The organism is Flavobacterium aquiphilum (assembly GCF_027111335.1).
Classification (GTDB): Bacteria; Bacteroidota; Bacteroidia; order Flavobacteriales; family Flavobacteriaceae; genus Flavobacterium; species Flavobacterium aquiphilum.
Map to the genome: position 1 here is coordinate 1,067,648 of NZ_CP114288.1, position 18,982 is coordinate 1,086,629.

16 protein-coding genes are annotated in these 18,982 nt (G+C 38.1%); 13 read left to right on the forward strand and 3 right to left on the reverse strand.

All coding sequences use genetic code 11. The features are described from left to right. Positions 1 to 14 precede the first annotated feature (14 nt). The 13 genes from OZP12_RS04410 (at position 15) to OZP12_RS04470 (ending at position 15,820) form a co-directional block, all read left to right on the forward strand. Complete coding sequence (locus tag OZP12_RS04410) at positions 15 to 1,097, forward strand: PKD domain-containing protein (RefSeq protein WP_281227840.1); 1,083 nt, start codon at positions 15 to 17, stop codon at positions 1,095 to 1,097. Between the two features lie 7 nt (positions 1,098 to 1,104). Beyond that, the gene (locus OZP12_RS04415) at positions 1,105 to 2,064 is read left to right on the forward strand and encodes a hypothetical protein (RefSeq protein ID WP_281227841.1); all 960 of its coding nucleotides are present in this window, start codon (positions 1,105 to 1,107) and stop codon (positions 2,062 to 2,064) included. Positions 2,065 to 2,148: 84 nt separating this feature from the next. After that, positions 2,149 to 3,252: a glycoside hydrolase family 16 protein gene (locus OZP12_RS04420; RefSeq protein ID WP_281227842.1), complete on the forward strand. Its 1,104-nt coding sequence runs from the start codon at positions 2,149 to 2,151 to the stop codon at positions 3,250 to 3,252. 236 nt (positions 3,253 to 3,488) lie between these two features. Next, positions 3,489 to 4,952, forward strand: a complete 1,464-nt coding sequence (locus OZP12_RS04425; protein WP_281227843.1) for a glycoside hydrolase family 30 protein — start codon at positions 3,489 to 3,491, stop codon at positions 4,950 to 4,952. A gap of 243 nt (positions 4,953 to 5,195) precedes the next feature. After that, on the forward strand, positions 5,196 to 6,653 hold the full coding sequence (locus OZP12_RS04430) for a glycoside hydrolase family 30 protein (RefSeq protein WP_281227844.1): 1,458 nt from the start codon (positions 5,196 to 5,198) through the stop codon (positions 6,651 to 6,653). A gap of 168 nt (positions 6,654 to 6,821) precedes the next feature. Further along, positions 6,822 to 8,555 carry a cellulase family glycosylhydrolase gene (locus OZP12_RS04435; protein WP_281227845.1) on the forward strand — a complete coding sequence of 578 codons (1,734 nt, stop codon included), beginning with the start codon at positions 6,822 to 6,824 and terminating at the stop codon, positions 8,553 to 8,555. Positions 8,556 to 8,591: 36 nt separating this feature from the next. Further along, positions 8,592 to 10,811, forward strand: coding sequence for a glycoside hydrolase family 3 N-terminal domain-containing protein (locus OZP12_RS04440; RefSeq protein ID WP_281227846.1), 2,220 nt, complete (start codon positions 8,592 to 8,594; stop codon positions 10,809 to 10,811). Between the two features lie 54 nt (positions 10,812 to 10,865). Continuing rightward, positions 10,866 to 12,017, forward strand: coding sequence for an acyltransferase family protein (locus tag OZP12_RS04445; protein ID WP_281227847.1), 1,152 nt, complete (start codon positions 10,866 to 10,868; stop codon positions 12,015 to 12,017). Between the two features lie 238 nt (positions 12,018 to 12,255). Further along, positions 12,256 to 12,849, forward strand: coding sequence for a dihydrofolate reductase family protein (locus tag OZP12_RS04450; RefSeq protein ID WP_281227848.1), 594 nt, complete (start codon positions 12,256 to 12,258; stop codon positions 12,847 to 12,849). A 130-nt stretch (positions 12,850 to 12,979) separates the two neighbouring features. Continuing rightward, positions 12,980 to 13,822 (forward strand): hypothetical protein, encoded by an 843-nt coding sequence (locus OZP12_RS04455; RefSeq protein WP_281227849.1) that lies wholly within the window; start codon positions 12,980 to 12,982, stop codon positions 13,820 to 13,822. 64 nt (positions 13,823 to 13,886) lie between these two features. Then, positions 13,887 to 14,696, forward strand: a complete 810-nt coding sequence (locus OZP12_RS04460; protein WP_281227850.1) for a helix-turn-helix domain-containing protein — start codon at positions 13,887 to 13,889, stop codon at positions 14,694 to 14,696. 254 nt (positions 14,697 to 14,950) lie between these two features. Further along, the gene (locus OZP12_RS04465) at positions 14,951 to 15,391 is read left to right on the forward strand and encodes a carboxymuconolactone decarboxylase family protein (RefSeq protein ID WP_281227851.1); all 441 of its coding nucleotides are present in this window, start codon (positions 14,951 to 14,953) and stop codon (positions 15,389 to 15,391) included. Positions 15,392 to 15,394: 3 nt separating this feature from the next. Then, positions 15,395 to 15,820 carry a GNAT family N-acetyltransferase gene (locus OZP12_RS04470; protein WP_281227852.1) on the forward strand — a complete coding sequence of 142 codons (426 nt, stop codon included), beginning with the start codon at positions 15,395 to 15,397 and terminating at the stop codon, positions 15,818 to 15,820. Between the two features lie 227 nt (positions 15,821 to 16,047). Here OZP12_RS04470 and fucP read toward each other — a convergent pair whose 3' ends face one another. The 3 genes from fucP to OZP12_RS04485 form a co-directional block, all read right to left on the reverse strand. Further along, positions 16,048 to 17,352: an L-fucose:H+ symporter permease gene (gene fucP / locus OZP12_RS04475; protein WP_281227853.1), complete on the reverse strand. Its 1,305-nt coding sequence runs from the start codon at positions 17,350 to 17,352 to the stop codon at positions 16,048 to 16,050. Positions 17,353 to 17,378: 26 nt separating this feature from the next. Further along, positions 17,379 to 17,819 carry a MaoC/PaaZ C-terminal domain-containing protein gene (locus OZP12_RS04480; RefSeq protein ID WP_281227854.1) on the reverse strand — a complete coding sequence of 147 codons (441 nt, stop codon included), beginning with the start codon at positions 17,817 to 17,819 and terminating at the stop codon, positions 17,379 to 17,381. A gap of 90 nt (positions 17,820 to 17,909) precedes the next feature. Then, entirely contained in the window at positions 17,910 to 18,980 is a 1,071-nt protein-coding gene (locus tag OZP12_RS04485) for a Gfo/Idh/MocA family oxidoreductase (RefSeq protein WP_281227855.1), read from the reverse strand. Between the last annotated feature and the right edge of the window lie 2 nt (positions 18,981 to 18,982).

The window sequence follows — 18,982 nt, forward strand, 5'->3', positions numbered from 1 at the left end:
AAAGTCAAAATTATATGAAAAAGATAAAATTTATATTCAGCCTTGTCGCTTTGATGGCTGTTGCCATAAGTTGTTCGGTAGAGGGTATTAGTAATGATACTTCTTTGCCAGGGGCTGGTTCTGCTAATGCTGCCGTAAGGTTAGACATTACAAATGACAATTCCGGAAATGTAAAAATAACTCCAACTGGAGATGGTGCAACATCATTTACAGTGGAATATGGTCATGGCACTGGTGGTCCTGTAACGGTCTCACCGGGAGCAAGTACAACTCACTCTTATCCGGAAGGGAACTATACGGTAAAAGTTACTGCTGTTTCCATTTCTGGAAGTACAACAGAAACAACTGCTCCTTTGAAAGTGGTTTATAGAGCTCCTGAAAATTTGGAGATAACTACAGCTGATGAGATGAAAGTGAGTGCTAAAGCTATGTATGCTAAATCATTCTTAGTGTATTATGGAGATGTTGCCAATGAAGTTGGGACTCCAATGGCTATAGGTCAAGTGTTACCTGCTCATACTTATCCAGCAGCTGGAGGACCTTTTGTTTTGAAAGTAGTAGCTCTAAGTGGAGGTGCGGCTAAAACTGAAGGAACTAAAGCATTGTTCGGAGTTCCTATTGACTTTGAAAATGCTTCAGTAGATTACTTTTTTGGAACTTTTGGAGATGTGACTTTCTCTAAAACTGCAAATCCAAGTGCAACTGGATTGAACACCAGCGCAATGGTTGGTAAATACACTAAACCAGTAGGAAAGCCTTCATGGAGCGGCACTTACAGCCCGCTGAATATTCCAATTAATTTTAATTATGGTAAAAAAATTAAAGTGTTGGCCTATAATCCTGATCCGGCAAATATTGGTAAAAAATTAAATGTAGAATTGGAATGGGCTGTTGGCGGAACACCTGCAAATGGTGTTGCGGTACAAAAGGCGGCATTTACCACTTCTGGAGCCTGGGAAGAATTAGTATTCGATTATAGTGCTATTGCTGGAATACCGGCAGGGACTAAGTTTACTCAACTTGTTTTAAGATTTAATGATTCGGCTGATGGAGCTGGTGAAGTTATTTATATCGATAATATCAGATTAACTAATTAGAAAAAATATGAAGACAAATATAAAATACATGTTAGGACTTTTCATGGCTATTCTTCTAACCTTGGTTAGTTGTAACGAGACAGAATATAGTCTTGGAGATTTGACGGCACCTTCGAATATTGTAATCAATGCTGAAGTTGTCGGTAAAGATGCCACCCATCCTAATGGAGACGGTTCGGGCGATGTAAAATTTACGATTACTGCTGATAAAGCTCTTTCGTATAAAATAGATTATGATGCCAGTACACCAGTGGATATGGTATTCCTAGCAAATGGAAAAGTAACCAAAAAGTATACTAATGTTGGTGTACATACTTATACTGTGACAGCAATAGTTTATGGCGCCGGAGGTACTTCATCGGTAGTTACAAAAGACGTAACTGTAAGAAGTGATTTTACACCTTCAGCGGATATTGTGACTGCATTAACCAATAATAGCTCAAAAACATGGGTTGTTGATAAAAGTGTACCGGGTCATTTTGGTGTAGGACCTTGGAGTGCTACTTCAATCAGACCAGAGTGGTGGTCAGCTGGAGTTAATGAAAAAGTAAGTAGTGCAAATTGTTTCTACACTGCTACATTTACTTTTGCTAAAGTTGCAGCTACAGGTAACTATGAATTAAAAGTTGCAACTCCTGATGGAGCCTTTACTAAAACGGGTTCATTAACAACACTTCCTGGTATTCCTAGTTCAGGAGATGAAGGATGTTATAATTATCCTGGAGGGACTTCTGCATTTTCATTTGTTCCTTCTTCTAGTGGTGCACCAGCTGCTCCTACGAATCCGGATAATTCACCATCAACTCAAACAGCTATTCTTTTAGCAGGAGTGAATACTTTCATTGGGTATGGAGCGGTACAAAAAGAGTATGAGATCTTGGTTATCAATTCTGGTTATTTATACCTAAGAGTACAAGGAACCGAAACCGGAAATGCCTGGTACATGAAATTAATACCAAAACCTTAATGATTTAATTAAAAACGAAGCTCAGAACTTTTACTGAGATTGTTCTGGGCTTTGTTTTAGTTTAAATGAATTTGTTCAAAAAAGATGAAAAATAATATGAAGGTTACAGATTTAAAAAATAAAGATTTCCTGTTCTCTAGTGGTTTGTTTTTACTTATTCTGCCGGTTTATTTTTTGTTATTATCCTGCAGCGATGGGAATAGTACTGAAGATACTTCAAAAGCAGCACCTTCAAACCTTTCGGTAACAGCTACCGTTGTGGGAACAGATGCTCAGAATCCAAATGGAGACGGAAGCGGCGTGGTGAATTTTAAATTATCGGCGACAAATGCAACATCCTATAAAATAGTTCTTGGAAACGGAGAAACAAAGGAAGTGACAAATGGAAGCTTTACTTATACTTATACCACATCAGGAACTAATACTTATGTGTTATATGTATCTGCCTATAATGCTGGTCAGTTTGTCAGTACATCACTAACGATAAATGTTTTGGTTGGATCAAAATTGGTGTGGGCAGATGAGTTCAATACCGATGGTGCTCCGGATGCATCCAAATGGATTATGCAAATTTGGGATCCAGGCAATGTTAACAATGAACTTCAATCGTATACCAATCGTCCAGAAAATGTAATTGTTCAAGGAGGTGTTTTGAAAATAAAAGCGATCAGAGAAAAATACGGAAAGGGTGATTTCACTTCAGCTAGACTAGAAAGTAACGGTAAGTTTTCTTTTAAATACGGTAAAGTAGTGATCAGAGCAAAACTGCCTACCGGAGTTGGAACTTGGCCTGCAGTCTGGATGTTGGGCAGTGATATTGGTACCGCAGGATGGCCAGCATGTGGAGAAATTGACATTTTGGAATCTGTTGGAAAAGAGCCAAATATCAATCATTCATCATTGCATTCTCCCGGACGTTCAGGAAATACTCCTGACACAGGAACTATAAATGTGCCAAATGACAACACCGAATTCCATATTTATACTGCCGATTGGACAGAAAAATATATAAAATTTTATGTAGATGATAAGTTGTATTATACTTTTTCTAATAATTCTACTTTTCCATTTAATAAAGACTTTTTCTTAATAGTGAATTTAGCAATGGGAGGTAATTGGGGAGGTCCTGTAGATCCAAATTTTACATCTTCAACTTTAGAAGTGGATTATATCAGAGTTTATAATTAATAATTGGTTTTGTTTTTAAGTTAGGTTCATTGGTCTCTTCATTAACGGCTTCTATTTTTTTAAGTTGGATAGAAGCCCTAATGAAGAATTTCATGAAAACAACTCATCCAATGGATAGCTTTTTTGTCCAAAGATAACTCCGTAGTAGACAGTAAACAGGCCTTTTGTCAATGCCAAAATTCGGGATACATATAGATTGATTCCCACATTTTATCGAAATTAATTACAAATAAATAATGAAAAAAATACATCAATTGACAAAGCTATTTTTCATAATGGCTTTTTCATTCCTGCATATCAGTTGTTCCTCTTCCAATGATGGAGGGGATTCACCTAATCCAACTCCAAACCCAACACCGCCAGTAGTAAAAAATGAAGTTGATTTTTGGCTAACAAAAGGAAATCAAACTGTACTTCTGCAAAAACAAACTGGGATTTTGGCTTTTGGTAATGGATTTAATATTTATCCAAGCATCGAAGTAAGTGAAAGTGATACTTTTCAAACAGTTGATGGTTTTGGATTTACGTTGACTGGAGGCAGTGCGCAGGTAATCAATAAAATGACGGCATCGAAAAAGCAAGAATTATTGCAGGAATTATTTGGTTCTGGAGCAAATTCAATTGGGTTGAGTTACTTAAGAATGAGTATTGGAGCTTCAGATTTGAATGCTACTCCTTTCACTTATGATGATATGCCGACTGGACAAACCGATGTCAATTTGACTAATTTCAGTCTGGCTCCTGATATGGCTGATGTTATTCCTTTATTGAAAGAAATCCTGGCAATTAACCCTAACATCAAAATAATGGGTTCACCTTGGTCTGCACCGGTTTGGATGAAAGACAACAATAATTTTATGGGGGGAAGTTTACAGCCTCAATATTACGGGGTGTATGCACAATACTTCGTGAAATTTATTCAAAAAATGAAAGCTGAAGGAATAGTGATTGACGCTATTACTCCTCAAAACGAACCTTTGCACGGAGGCAATAACCCGAGCATGCTTATGACTGCCTTGCAACAGGCTGATTTTATAAAAAATAATTTAGGACCTGCATTTAGATCTGCCAATATTACCACAAAAATAATTACTTATGACCATAATTGCGATAATCCCCAATATCCAATTACGGTTCTAAAAGATGCGGCAGCCTACCCTTTTGTGACAGGATCGGCCTTTCATTTATATGGAGGCGATATTAGTGCACTTTCTACCGTACATAATGCTTACCCGGAAAAGGATGTTTACTTTACAGAACAGTACACTTCCTCTTCAGGTGCTTTTGATGGTGATTTAAAATGGCAGATCAAAAATGTAATTATTGGCTCCATGAGAAATTGGAGTAAAACTGCTCTGCAATGGAATCTTGCGAATGACGGTGGCTTCGGACCTCATACAGACGGAGGATGTACAGTGTGTAAAGGAGCAGTAACAATAAACGGTACCGAATCGGTGACACGAAACGTAGGGTATTATATTGCTGCCCATGCATCCAAATTTGTACCTGCAGGTTCCGTAAGGATTTCCAGCAACGTAAGTGGCAATTTGTATAATGTCGCTTTCAAAACTCCGGAAGGGAAAAAGGTTTTGTTAGTTGTAAATGACGGCAACGCTGCTGAATTATTCAATATTAAATACAATGGAAAATGGATTACTACTTCGCTCGATGCCGGAGCAGTAGGAACTTATGTTTGGTAGTGACTTAACCAAAAATAAACAACACAATAGAATTATGAAATCGCTATTGTCAGCAAGTTTATGTATGCAAAAACAAAAAATATAAAAGGCGTTTACAAATAGAAAGCTGACAAATAAAATTTATTTATATGAAATGAGCATGATTGCAAATTGGTCGTAAACACCAATGATGATATGCGGCTCAAGCGATAGCGAACAGGCGAAGCAATTACATATGACCGAAGAAACAATAAGTATTAACATATGAAAAAGATAACCACAACAGCATTAGTACTCGCCAGCTTTTTTGTTTTTGCACAACAAAAAAATAAATCACAATCAAATCCCTTTTCGACAAAAGGAAAAACTGTTGAGGTGTACACAACGGCCGAAAGTACTAATTTAAGATTGTCAAAATCGGAGAATCTTACCTTTTCCGAACAGGCACAACCAACCGAAAGACAAATTTGCGTTTTTGTAAATCCAGACAAAACGTTTCAGTCTTTTCTAGGAATTGGGGGAGCCGTGACGGATGCCAGCGCCGAGGTTTTTGCAAAATTACCTGCTGCAAAACAACAGGAATTCTTAAAAGCCTACTACAACAAAGAAAGTGGAATTGGTTATACTTTGATGCGTACCACAATCCACAGTTCCGATTTTAGTTCGGGGAGTTATACGTATATCGATGAAGGAGATACGGCATTGAAAACCTTTACGATTGAGCATGACAGGCAGTTTAAAATTCCTTTGATCAAAAAAGCGACTGAAGCAGCGGGTGGAAAAATTGTGCTTTATGCCAGTCCATGGAGTCCTCCTGCTTTTATGAAAAGTAATAAAGATATGCTTAAAGGAGGAACATTATTGCCTGAATATTTTCAGCCTTGGGCAAATTATTATGCCAAGTTTGTAAAAGCGTATGAGAAAGAAGGAATCCCAATTTGGGGAATCAGTTTGCAGAACGAGCCAATGGCTTTACAAACTTGGGAGTCCTGTATTTTTAGCGCCGAAGCAGAAAGGGATTTCCTGAAAAACTATCTTGGACCAACAATGAAAAAAGAAGGTTTGGGAACTAAAAATATTATTGTTTGGGATCACAACCGTGATTTAATGTTGCAAAGAGCCAATGTTATTTTCTCTGATCCTGAAGCATCAAAATATGCTTGGGGAATGGGATTTCACTGGTATGAGACTTGGGCTAAAGGGAACCAGATGTTTGAGAATGTGGCAAGGGTGCATGAAGCGTATCCTAACAAAAACTTGATGTTTACTGAAGGTTGTATTGAAAAATTTGATACCAAAAAATACCAATTTTGGGACAACGGAGAGCGTTATGGAGCTTCTATGATTAACGATTTCAATAATGGAACTGTAGGTTGGACAGATTGGAATATTCTTTTGGACGAAAATGGAGGACCTAACCACGTGGGCAACTTTTGTTTTGCTCCAATCCATGCCGATACCAAAACAGGAGAGCTGATTTATACTCCTTCGTATTATTATATTGGGCATTTTTCAAAATTTATTCGTCCAGAGGCCAAAAGAGTGAGTACCGCTGTGAGTAGAAGCAGTCTATTGAGTACTTCTTTTTTGAATAAAGACGGAAAAATGGTAACCGTAGTGATGAACCAAAGCGATGCCGAAGTTCAGTATTATTTATGTGTGGGAAATCAGGCTGCCCAAACTACGATTTTGCCAAATTCGATTCAGACATTGGTGTATTAATTCATTGAAAGAATTGTAACCGAGCAGAGGTTCGCGTGAGGGATGGAAGCAGGCTACCAAAGTAGCGCGTACAGCCCGATCTCGTTGTCAATTAATTTGAATTATATTTAACAACGAGAGCACGCCCCAACGATTCTTATACATATTCAAATTTTATAAATAATTGTGATGAAAAAAATAATAGTATTTTCCTTCATGTGCTTTGCTATGGCCTCAAACGGGCAGGGATTTTTGCACAGGGATGGACAAAAAATCGTAGATGGAAACGGTAAAAATATCGTTTTGCGAGGATTAGGATTGGGAGGCTGGATGGTTCAGGAAGGCTACATGATTCAAACTGGTGCCTTTGCTGGACCCCAGTATAAAATCAAACAAAAAATTACAGATGTAATCGGTGAAAAAAACACCGAAGAATTCTATAAAGCTTATAAAGCAAACGGAATAACAAAGAGAGATATTGATTCTTTAGCGGCTTGGGGATTTAACTCCATCCGGTTGCCAATGCATTATAATTTATACACTCCGGCTATTCAAGCAGAAAAAGATGGGCAGATTACCTGGCTGGAGGAAGGTTTTAAAATGACTGACGATTTATTGAACTGGTGTGCTGCCAATAAAATATATTTAATTCTTGACTTGCATGCAACTCCTGGAGGACAAGGAAAAGATGCTGCAATATCCGACTACGATGCTTCAAAACCATCGCTTTGGGAGAGTGCTGCAAATCAGGATAAAATGGTGGCACTTTGGGAAAAATTGGCGCAACGCTACAAAGACAATCCATGGATTGGGGGGTATGATATTATCAATGAACCCAACTGGAATTTTACAGGAACAAACCAAAATGGTTGCGACGAAACATCAAATGCTCCATTGAGAGCTTTGCAGCTGAGGCTTACCAAAGCGATCCGTGCCATTGATCCGAATCACATGGTTATCATAGAAGGAAACTGCTGGGGGAATAATTACAACGGAATATTCCCGCTTTGGGATGAGAATATGGCTTTGAGTTTCCACAAATACTGGAATAAAAATGACATGGCATCGATCGAAACGATGGTAAACTACAGAACTCAATATAATGTTCCTATTTGGTTGGGAGAAAGCGGTGAGAACTCAAATGTGTGGTTTGAGGAAGCTATCTCATTGATGGAATCGAATAATATTGGTTGGGCTTTTTGGCCGATGAAAAAGATTGAAAACCTTGCTGGTGTAACATCGGTCACAAAAGCTCCAAACTATGATAAACTATTAGATTATTGGAAAAATGGTGGTGTAAAACCAAATCAGGATTTTGCAAAAAAAGTATTGATGCAATCCGCTGAGAACTATAAAATGGAGAACCTGACCATCAGACGTGATGTAGTTGATGCGATGTTCAGACAGGTACAAACCAATGACACCAAAAAGTATAAAAATCATGTGATTCCCGGAAAAGTTTTTGCAACCGAATTTGATTTGGGGCAAAACGGTTACGCGTATTCTGATAAAGACGTGGCTAATTATGATGGAACAAAATTTAGCCCCTGGAATAAGGGAGGCAAAATGCGAAACGATGGTGTAGATATCCAGACCTGTACGGACAAAATAACCAATGGTTTCCAAGTCTCCTTTATTGAAGAGGGCGAATGGCTGCAATTTACGGTCGATGTAAAAGCCCAAGGTAATTTTAATGTTGAAGTTCGCTATTCGAGCGAAAAAACCGGAGGGAAATTACACTTGGAACAGGACGGAAAGAAAATTTCGGAAACAGCGGAATTACCTGTTACCGGAGGGCAATCAGTTTGGAAAACGATTGTACTTAAAAATGTAGCACTTAAACAAGGAATGAATAAAATCCGCGTTCATTTTGACGGAGGAAATTTTAACCTTAATTATTTGGAGTTTAAAAAAACGAAATAAAAATTGGTTTTTAGTAAATTGGATAAAAAAATAAAAATGAAGAAATCAATAACACTGGCATTCGTGTTCGCATCGGTTTTTGCCTTTTCACAACAACAAAGCATTGATCAAAAAGTGGATGCTTTGCTGAAACAAATGACACTCGAAGAGAAAATTGGTCAGCTTAATCAGTACACAGGCGATAATACTGCCACAGGGCCAATTACCATTAACGCCAACAAGCAAAACGAAATCAAAAAAGGCTTGATAGGTTCGATGCTGAATATTATGGGGACTAAATATACCCGACAGTATCAAGAATTAGCAATGCAATCCCGATTGAAAATTCCTTTGTTGTTTGGTTTGGATGTAATTCATGGTTATAAAACTACTTTCCCAATCCCGTTGGCCGAAGCGGCAAGTTGGGATTTGACAGCGATAGAACTTGCGGCAAGAGTTGCTGCGACCGAAGCTGCTGCTTCCGGGATTCACTGGACATTTGCGCCAATGGTCGATATTGCCCGTGACCCACGCTGGGGAAGGGTGATGGAAGGAGCCGGAGAAGATACTTATTTGGGTTCAAAAATTGCTTATGCCAGAGTTAAAGGATTTCAAGGGAATTTGGGCGACGTGAATTCGGTTATGGCTTGCGCCAAACATTTTGCCGCTTACGGAGCTGCTGTTGGTGGACGTGATTATAACTCGGTTGATATGAGTAACAGAATGCTTTGGGAAACCTATTTACCTCCTTTCAAAGCTGCTGTTGATGCCGGTGCAGCCACTTTTATGAATTCGTTTAATGATCTTAACGGAATACCGGCGAGTGCCAACAATTATTTGCTTCGTGACATTTTGAAAGGAAAATGGAATTTTCAGGGATTTGTGGTTTCCGATTGGGGTTCGATTGGTGAAATGGTAAATCATGGTTATGTAAAAGACAAGAAAGAAGCCGCTTTAGCCTCAATAACCGCAGGAAGCGACATGGATATGGAGAGCAATGCTTATCGATATAATTTGGAACAATTGGTAAAAGAAAATAAAGTACCGGTTGCTTTGATTGATGATGCTGTAAAAAGAATTTTGCATAAGAAATTCGAATTGGGATTGTTTGACGATCCATATAAATTTTGCAGCCCGGAGCGTGAACAAAAGGAAATGAACAATCCGGAGCATACTAAAGCAGCAAGAGAAATAGCAGCAAAAAGTATTGTGTTGTTGAAGAATCAACAAGACGTTTTGCCTCTTTCCAAAGGTTTGAAAACAATTGCTTTTATCGGGCCAATGGTGAAACCTAAAAGAGATAATCACGGGTTTTGGGCTGTTGACGTAAAAGGAATTGATTCGACTTACATCGTTTCCCAATGGGAAGGTTTGGAAAATAAAGTAGGTAAAAGAACCAAAATTTTATACGCCAAAGGATGTGGTGTTGAGGATAAAAGTAAAGAAGGTTTTGCTGATGCACTGAATGTTGCCAGTCAAGCTGAGGTTATTATTTTGAGTATTGGGGAAAATTTCAACAAAAGCGGGGAAGCCAAAAGTAAAAGCAATTTGCACTTGCCTGGAGTTCAGGAAGAGTTGGTGAAAGAACTTCAAAAAACCGGAAAACCTATTGTTATTTTAATTAATGCCGGAAGACCGCTTGTCTTTGATTGGATTGCCGACAATATGCCAACGATTGTTTATACCTGGTGGTTAGGTTCTGAAGCGGGCAATGCCATAGCCGATGTACTTTTTGGGGATTACAACCCATCTGGAAAATTACCAATGTCATTCCCTAGAACCGAAGGACAAATCCCAATTTATTACAATCATTTCAATACGGGAAGGCCTTCTATAAATGAAGATAAAATCTATAAATCAGCTTATATTGATTTACCGACTACTCCAAAATTCCCTTTCGGATACGGATTGAGCTATACGGCTTTTGAGTATTCTGATTTGAAGTTGTCCAAAAAAACAATGAAAAACAATGAAACGATTACAGTTTCGGTTAATGTAAAAAACACTGGAAGTGTAAAAGGAGAAGAGGTAGTTCAATTGTATTTGAGAGACAAAGTAGGCTCGGTGGTGCGTCCGGTAATTGAGTTGAAAGATTTCCAAAAAATCACTTTGAACAGAGGAGAAACCAAAACAATTGAGTTCACGATTGACAATCAAAAATTGTCGTTTTACAATAATGCATTGGAATTTGTTTCGGAGCCGGGTGATTTTGATTTGATGATTGGCTCATCTTCAGCTGATATTCGTTTGAGGGACAGTTTTGAATTAGTGAAATAAAATCCGAAAAGATTGTTTGGCATAGAAGTATGAATCAATTTAATAAATAAGAATATGAATTTACCAAACTCAAAACCACATTATCAAATCCTGGATGGCCTTCGGGGTGTTGCCGCTTTGATAGTTGTCGCTTTTCATGTTTTTGAAGCAAGCGCAACCAGCCATTTGGATCAAATCATCAATCATGGTTATTTGGCTGTGGATTTTTTCTTTTTACTTTCGGGATTCGTTATTGGCTATGCCTACGATGATCGTTGGAACAAGATGAGTGTTGGTGACTTTTTTAAAAGAAGATTGGTTCGTTTACAACCAATGGTAATTTTAGGTATGATTATAGGAGCAATCTGTTATTATTTTCAGGATTCCGTTATTTGGCCGATGATTCACGACATGCCTGTGTGGAAAGTGATACTGGTAATGCTGGTAGGATGCACGCTTATTCCTTTGCCTGTATCTATGGATATAAGAGGTTGGACAGAAATGCATCCGTTAAACGGTCCGGGCTGGTCTTTGTTCTTTGAATATTTGGCCAACATATTTTATGCTTTGTTCGTTCGCAAGTTTTCAAAGGGCTTGTTGACGGTTTTGGTTGTTCTTTCAGGATTGGCTTTGATTCACCTGGCTTTGACGAGTTCAAACGGAGATATTATAGGAGGCTGGGCGTTGCAGCCGGAACAGTTGCATATTGGGTTTGCCAGAATGTGTTATCCGTTTTTTGCTGGGTTATTGTTATTTAGAGTGAGCAAAATAGTATCTGTAAAAAATGCTTTTTTTTGGTGTAGTTTACTTTTGATAATTATTCTCGCGATGCCAAGAATTGGCGGAAAAGAATCACTTTGGGCAAATGGGCTTTACGATTCTTTGATAGTGATTTTTGCATTTCCGTTAATTGTTTTCCTTGGAGCGGGAGGCAAACCCGAAAATAAATTTGCCTATAAAGTGTGTAAATTTTTCGGAGACATTTCCTATCCAATTTATATCACTCACTATCCTTTAGTTTACATTTACACAGGTTGGATAGCAACAAATAAAGTTCCATTGCAGGATGCTTTGCCAGTTGGAGTTGTAGTGTTCTTTTCTGCGATAGCATTGGCTTATGGTTCATTAAAACTATACGATGAACCGGTGCGAAAATGGTTGAGAAAAAAAGTGTTTAAAAGCCCATCATTGACGGTAGCAGCTGTTGCAGCCGTTTCAGAAAACTAAATTTGGAAATAATTATAAAATGGAGCCTCGTTTACTGAATTGTAAACGAGGTTTTTCTTTATTAGTTTCTTAATTCGTTTTTGAGGGATAATTATATTTATCTGAAATCCAATATATTTACGTTAATGTAAAAAGTATGCGATAAGTTTTAGAAGAACTGATGTAACCGAAAGGCAGTAATCATTCTAAAGTTTTAAGCAGATAATTTTTATTGATTTGAACTAAAAAAATAAAAGCAATGAGAAGAATAATCGTTTTGTCATTTATTTCACTGGATGGAGTAATACAGGCACCTGGCGGGCCGGAGGAGGATACATCAGGTGGTTTTAAATATGGCGGTTGGACGGCATCGTATGGCGATGAAGTTTTTGAAAAAATCATTCAAAAAGAGTTGGAACCTGCCGATCTTCTTTTGGGCAGAAAAACATTTGATATCTGGGAATCCTATTGGCCTCAACATGCTGATTATTGGCCGGGAATCAATGAGGTTACCAAATACGTTTTGTCCTCTACCGTTGAAAGTTCTAATTGGGAAAACTGTGTTTTTTTGAAAGACTTGGAGGATATCAAAAAACTGAAAAACTCAGAAGGTTCGGATATAAAAGTTTGGGGAAGCAGCAGGCTTGTTCAGTTGTTGTTGAAGAATGATTTGGTGGACGAACTTTGGCTCAAAATTTACCCATTGACGCTTGGTGAAGGGAAAAAACTGTTTGACGAAGGCACGATTCCGGCAGCTTTTGCTGTTGTCGAAAGCACCGTTACGCCAAGCGGAGTGATTTTTGTAAATTATAAACGAGCAGGAGATATTGTGACTGGAACTGTTGGGGCTTGATTAATTACTGATAATTATTTTTTGTAGCTAAAATCTAATATATTTGAGTTTAAGTTAATTGTAAGGAAACAGTACTTAGCGTCTGACGAATTGAAGTTTGTTTCAATATCTCTAAAAAAGGCTGAATAAAATGATACAAGACAAAATAACTCAATATTGGGTTAAATATACAGGACAAAAAATCAATCCAGAAACTGAGAAATGGTTAATTGGACCAATTGGAGATGAAGACATTATAGAGGATAAATTCATAAAACAATTAATAATAAATGAAAAATTAGAATATTCTTCAAATGTTACTAATTCTGGTTTATTGGAGAATATTATTGATTTAGATTTTAACCAAGAAGAATTAAATTTAATTGATCATCAAGTTAAAGATTTTTATGAAAACACTTCTAATTATGATTTTGAAATTTGGAGCGAATGGAAGAGTTTGTTTAAACCTTTTGGAAAGGTATTATCTGTAATTTTCAGTAAAAGACTTCAACAATTAAATTTGCCTCTCAATTCGTTGGATTCATCAAAAGGAATAAAAAGTGAAATAGTAAAGTTGTCAAAGGAAGGAAAAACTAAGTGGACAATTTGGTATAGAAAACTTAAAAGTTCTAATGATGTCATTTACGCTGGGGTTTATACCACTGCTTTTGTCCCAAAATACAATAAATCATTATTAAAAGTAGTTTTTCCTCTTCCTAATGGAAATGCTTCTGTTGTGATGTCAAAAAAAGTTTTTTCTGATGGTTCTCTTCTGTTAAGTTCAGATGGAAAATCATTTGGGGACAATGGTTTTTATTTCGTTTTAACAGATCATAAAGGAAATTATTGGGCGAAATTTGTGAAATCAATGCATGAATGGATTAAAGTTTATGTTGATGATGAAAGTATTTTGCGGGCAGATCATAATCTTAAATTTTATGGAGTGCCTTTTTTGAATTTACACTATAAAATGACTAAAAAAAGTAATAGTTAATTGTAAAAGTCTAATCTGTTTGTAAAATATAAGCTAAACTTTAATTACAACATATTCCAAAAACATGACAATAAACTTAAAAGAAATCGACGATAAAATAGTGATGGCCGATGCAGAGAGGCAGTACAAATTTGTGCTGGTTTACTGCAAAACAGGACAAGTGAAAGTTGATATTGACAATCAGTCGTATGTGATTGAGCAAAGACAATTTTTGACCATCACGCCAAAACAATTTTATCAGTTTACGGAGATTACCAATTGCGAAGGATATATTTTGGAATTCACCTACGACTTTTTCTGCAAAGACGAGAAGAGTACCGAACTCATTTATCATAACGGTTTGTTTTGTCACTTTGGGCTCAATGAATTGATTACGATTTCGGATGAAGACAGTTTTCTAAGAACCGAAAGTTATTTTGATGCGATAAAAAACGAATTGGAAAGTAAATTTTTTGAATACGAAACAAGTCTGCATTCCATAGTAAAATTGCTGGTCGTTGAGGTCAGCCGATGCAAAATTATTCAGCAGCAACGGCCGCTTTATAAACCCGATGCCCTTTTTCTGCAGTTTCTGAATTTGGTCAGAGACGGTTTTGAAAAACGTCCAACGATAAAAGAATATGCCGTTCAATTGAATATCACGGAGCAAAAACTAAACGAATTAACCAAGAAAAACACAGGCGAAACTACGCAGCAATTGATTAATGACTTAATTATTTTGGAAGCCAAAAGGCTTTTTAATTATGAAAACCTGAATGTTAAACAAGTGGCGTATCAGTTGGGTTTTGACGATGCGCATTATTTTTCGAGGTTTTTCAAAAAACAAACAGCAACAAGGGCAAAGGATCATTTGAGAAGTTTATTGACAAGTTGAGATTGATTGGATGACGGCAAAAAAGTAAGATGCCGCCTTTCAGCCCCGATGGAAGTGGAAATCTTTGTGAACCGGGGTTCGGTTCACAAAATTGAAGCGGACAGCGGGATCCATGCCCGCCAAAAATGCCTAATATTTCCGCTCCAAAAAATAACAATAAATGACTCCGTTGTCCACCACTTTCAAGTTTTTGTCCATTTACTCCCCCTTGGTGTCGCTCTATTTTTGCGATATAAATTTTAAATCGTAAAAACATGCAAACGCAAAGAATTGACATCGCAAAGGTAACGCCGGGGGCTTATCAATCACTAATTCAGTTGGATCAGTATGTGTCCGAAACAAGCTTGCCAAAATCATTGTACCACCTTATCAAAGTTAGGGCTTCGTTGATTAACGGTTGTGCCTTGTGCATACAGTCGCATAGCAACGATGCGCTGAATGGCGGGGAAACCAACAAAAGGCTTTTGGCGTTGAATGCCTGGAAGGATTCGCCGTACTTTTCGGAGGAGGAAAAAGTGGTTTTGGCCTTGACGGACGAAGCTACTTTAATTTCGGAAAACGGTGTTTCGGACGAAATATTTAATGACGCAATCCAAGTTTTGGGCGAAGAAAAAGTCTCGCATTCCATTATGGCCATTGCCTGCATTAATGCCTGGAACCGCATAGGCCGCGCCACTTTATTAATACCCGAATAAAATATGATGTTAGAAATCAAGACAGCAATTACAGACAATGACATAGCTTCCTGTTGGGAGGCTATGTCCCTTTTGCGCCCTATGCTCAAAGAGGAAAATTTTATCGAACAAATCAAAGCCATGCAACAGGAAGGCTACGTTCTTTTGTATATTTTGGAGAATGGCAAGGCCGTTTCGCTTGCCGGCTACCGCATTTACACGATGTTGTACTGCGGCAAAATGCTGTATGTGGACGATCTTTCGACTTTGGAAACCGGCAGGGGTAAAGGCTACGCTTCGGCTCTGCTGAACCATATTTACGAAATCGCAAAACAGGAAAACTGCCAATCGGTTCATCTCGACAGTGGCCACGCCCGAACCACGGCGCACAAACTTTATTTCAAGGAAAATTTCACGATTTCGGCGTTTCATTTCAGTAAGCCGTTGTGAAATTTGGAGCGGAAAGATTAGGTTTTTTCAGTAAACATGGATCCCGCTTTCCGTTTCAATCTTTTGTAGCGACGGGTTTGAAACCCTTCGCTACAAAAGGATTTTCACTGCAATCGGGGCTAGAAGGAAACAATTGTGAATTTTTGCCATCATCCAAAAAAAAGAAACCATTAAGAAATCTAAATTCCTTAATGGTTTTAAAATAAAATTTATGTTTAAAACAACGTTTAGCTAATAACTGTTTTGACCCTGCGTCCGAAGACTCCAAAATAAAGTATTACCACAAAACAAACCAACGGAATAATATATCCCGCCTGAATATCATCGTGTTTCATGTCAATTAAAGTTCCCATTCCATAAGGGATAATTGCACCTCCAACGATGGACATAACCAACCAGGAAGAACCCGTTTCGGTATTCGATTTTAAGCCGACAAGACCCAATGAGAAAATAGTCGGGAACATGATGGACATAAAAAATCCAATGGCTCCCAAGGCATAAATCACATAAATTCCCGATCCGTTAATGGCAACCAAACAAAGCAAAACACTGATTACACAATAGATCGAAAGCAAAACGTAATCTTTAACAAACCTTAAAAAGAAGGTTCCGATAAATCGTCCCGCCATAAATAGGAAACCGTAAATTCCGAGGTAATATCCGGCTGTTTTTTCGTCCAGTCCGGCACCTTGTTGTGCAATTCGGATAAAAAAACTAGTGATGCAAACTTGCGCGCCCACGTAAAAGAATTGTGCAACAACCGCCCAACTTAAATGGGAGAATTTCAAAACGGAAAAAAATCCGGGTTTGATTTCAACCTCGGTATGTTGCGGTTTCATTGATGGCAAGTGCATGAAATAAAACAGTATGGCCACCAAAACCAATACGCTTCCCAAAATGATATAAGGCAATTTTACGGCAGCCGCTTCTTCCAATAAATAAGCAGCTTTTGCGGCATCCGGCATAGCGGCCATTTGCTCTGGTGTATTGCTTTTTCCCGAAAGGATAAACATTGAACCAATAATTGGAGCTACCATTGCAGCCAAACCGTTGAAAGAAGCAGCCAAATTCAATCTCTTGGAAGAAGATTCAACAGGTCCCAAAATAGCGGCATAAGGATTGGCACTCGTTTCCAAAATGGTCAATCCGCAACCAATTACAAATAACGCAAACAAAAACAACTCGTAGGTTCTTGTGTTGGCAGCAGGCACAAAAAGAAAAGCACCGGTTGCAAAAACCAACAAACCGGTAATAATACTGTTTTTATAACCAAATCGTTTAATAATCATTCCGGCCGGAATCGCCATTACAAAATAGGCAAAAAACACCGAGGTATCAATCAATGTGGATTGGCGGTTGTTTAATTCACACGCTTTTTTTAAGTGTGGAATCAAAATGGAATCCAGATTGTGTGCCATTCCCCAAAGGAAAAATAAGCTGGTAATTAGGATAAATGGCAAAAGGTAGTTTGTCCCTGCTCCCTTTTCTTCCGGCACTTCGTGTTGGTCGCCAATTTGGTTAGTTATTTGCATAGTTGTTTTTTGGTTTAAAAGTTAAATTATTTCTTTTTTACTAATAATATATGGTCGCACACCAATACCACTTCGCCTCTTTGGTTAATGATTTCTACGTGTTCGGTTACGGTTCCCATTGCGGGATTTTTGGCTTCGCCTTTTTCTGAAATCGTAATTTCAGAATGGATAGTATCGCCAATATGAACCGGTTTTACAAAACGCATACGGTCGTAACCTTTGGAAAAAGCTTCCGGATTTATTTCAGATGCGGTAAGTCCGATTCCGATGCTGAAAACCATTGTACCATGTGCAATTCGTTGTCCGAAAGGTTGCGTTTTACACCATTCTTCATCCATATGATGCGGAAAAAAATCTCCGGTGTGTCCAGCGTGAACCAGAAAATCGGTTTCGGTTATGGTTCTGCCCAAGGTTACTCGTTTATCGTTTAATTGGTATTCTTCGAAAAATGTTGATTTGAAATACATGTGTTTTTTAGTTTTTAGTAATTAGTGCTTAGTACTTAGTGATTAGTTTGTTGAAGCTAATTACTAAGGACTATTCACTAAGTACTAGATTTATAATTCATCTAGCGAAACGCCTCCGCTTTTGTTACTAACATAACAGGCTTCGACCACTTTCATGGTGTCAAGAACGTCTTGCACGCTTGCCAATAATTTGTCATCAGAACCTTCTTTAAAGCGCATCAAATTGGACATGGTACCAATGAAAGCCTCTGGAAACCAGGAGCCTTCCAGCTTGATTTCTTTCCATTCGTAGATGCTGCCGTCTTCGGTTGGCAAAGCATATTCAAACACGTCAGGCAAACCATCGGGATAATTCATCAACAAGCCCATTTTGGCTTTGATCGCACCTTTGGTTCCTTCCCATTTGATGTAGCTTTCTTCATGTTTTGGCCCAAAATGATGGTCATGATTCGTATTGATTACCACACGCATCGAGTCACCATAATTTAGAATAATAGAAGAGCGACAGGACGATAATTTTTTCAGGGGATGGTTGGTTGTTTTAGCATAGACTCCCTTTGGATTTCCTAAAAACGAACGAATGCAATCGATATAGTGAACACTATGAAAAAGAATTTCCAATCTTGGGTGTTCCTTAATTAGAGGAAATAATTCCCAAGGAGTGTTCACGGTAACTTTGAATTCCAAATCATATAAATCACCAAGAAGTCCTTGGTTAATCATATATCGGGCGGCACTCACAAAAGGTGAAAAACGCAACTGGAAATTAATGGCTGCAACTAATTTTTTTCGTTCGCAAACGGCCACAATTTCTCTGGCCTGCGCCAAATCGTTACCCATTGGTTTTTGGATAAGAACAGCAGCACCATCAGGCAGTTGTTCCAAGATTTCGATGTATTGGTCGGGTAGAACTGTAATATCGTAAACAGCATTTGATGGGGCATGTTTTACTGCTTCGGCTACGTTTTCAAAAACATGTTGAATTTTAAATTGTTTGGCCAAATCATGAGCCTTGGAAATCGTTCTGTTGGTAATACCAAAAACGGTGAATCCGGCCATTTCATAAGCAGGCAAATGCGCATCTTTTACGATTCCGCTTGCACCAATGATGATAATGGGCTGCTCGGTTTCGGGCAATAAGGGTTTATAAGGTATATTCATAA

Bases quoted from the DNA above. Each gene is read 5' to 3' on its own strand.
- OZP12_RS04410 (WP_281227840.1), top strand. From the start codon at position 15: ATGAAAAAGATAAAATTTATATTCAGCCTTGTCGCTTTGATGGCTGTT.
- OZP12_RS04415 (WP_281227841.1), top strand. From the start codon at position 1,105: ATGAAGACAAATATAAAATACATGTTAGGACTTTTCATGGCTATTCTT.
- OZP12_RS04420 (WP_281227842.1), top strand. From the start codon at position 2,149: ATGAAAAATAATATGAAGGTTACAGATTTAAAAAATAAAGATTTCCTG.
- OZP12_RS04425 (WP_281227843.1), top strand. From the start codon at position 3,489: ATGAAAAAAATACATCAATTGACAAAGCTATTTTTCATAATGGCTTTT.
- OZP12_RS04430 (WP_281227844.1), top strand. From the start codon at position 5,196: ATGAAAAAGATAACCACAACAGCATTAGTACTCGCCAGCTTTTTTGTT.
- OZP12_RS04435 (WP_281227845.1), top strand. From the start codon at position 6,822: ATGAAAAAAATAATAGTATTTTCCTTCATGTGCTTTGCTATGGCCTCA.
- OZP12_RS04440 (WP_281227846.1), top strand. From the start codon at position 8,592: ATGAAGAAATCAATAACACTGGCATTCGTGTTCGCATCGGTTTTTGCC.
- OZP12_RS04445 (WP_281227847.1), top strand. From the start codon at position 10,866: ATGAATTTACCAAACTCAAAACCACATTATCAAATCCTGGATGGCCTT.
- OZP12_RS04450 (WP_281227848.1), top strand. From the start codon at position 12,256: ATGAGAAGAATAATCGTTTTGTCATTTATTTCACTGGATGGAGTAATA.
- OZP12_RS04455 (WP_281227849.1), top strand. From the start codon at position 12,980: ATGATACAAGACAAAATAACTCAATATTGGGTTAAATATACAGGACAA.
- OZP12_RS04460 (WP_281227850.1), top strand. From the start codon at position 13,887: ATGACAATAAACTTAAAAGAAATCGACGATAAAATAGTGATGGCCGAT.
- OZP12_RS04465 (WP_281227851.1), top strand. From the start codon at position 14,951: ATGCAAACGCAAAGAATTGACATCGCAAAGGTAACGCCGGGGGCTTAT.
- OZP12_RS04470 (WP_281227852.1), top strand. From the start codon at position 15,395: ATGATGTTAGAAATCAAGACAGCAATTACAGACAATGACATAGCTTCC.
- fucP (WP_281227853.1), bottom strand. From the start codon at position 17,352: ATGCAAATAACTAACCAAATTGGCGACCAACACGAAGTGCCGGAAGAA.
- OZP12_RS04480 (WP_281227854.1), bottom strand. From the start codon at position 17,819: ATGTATTTCAAATCAACATTTTTCGAAGAATACCAATTAAACGATAAA.
- OZP12_RS04485 (WP_281227855.1), bottom strand. From the start codon at position 18,980: ATGAATATACCTTATAAACCCTTATTGCCCGAAACCGAGCAGCCCATT.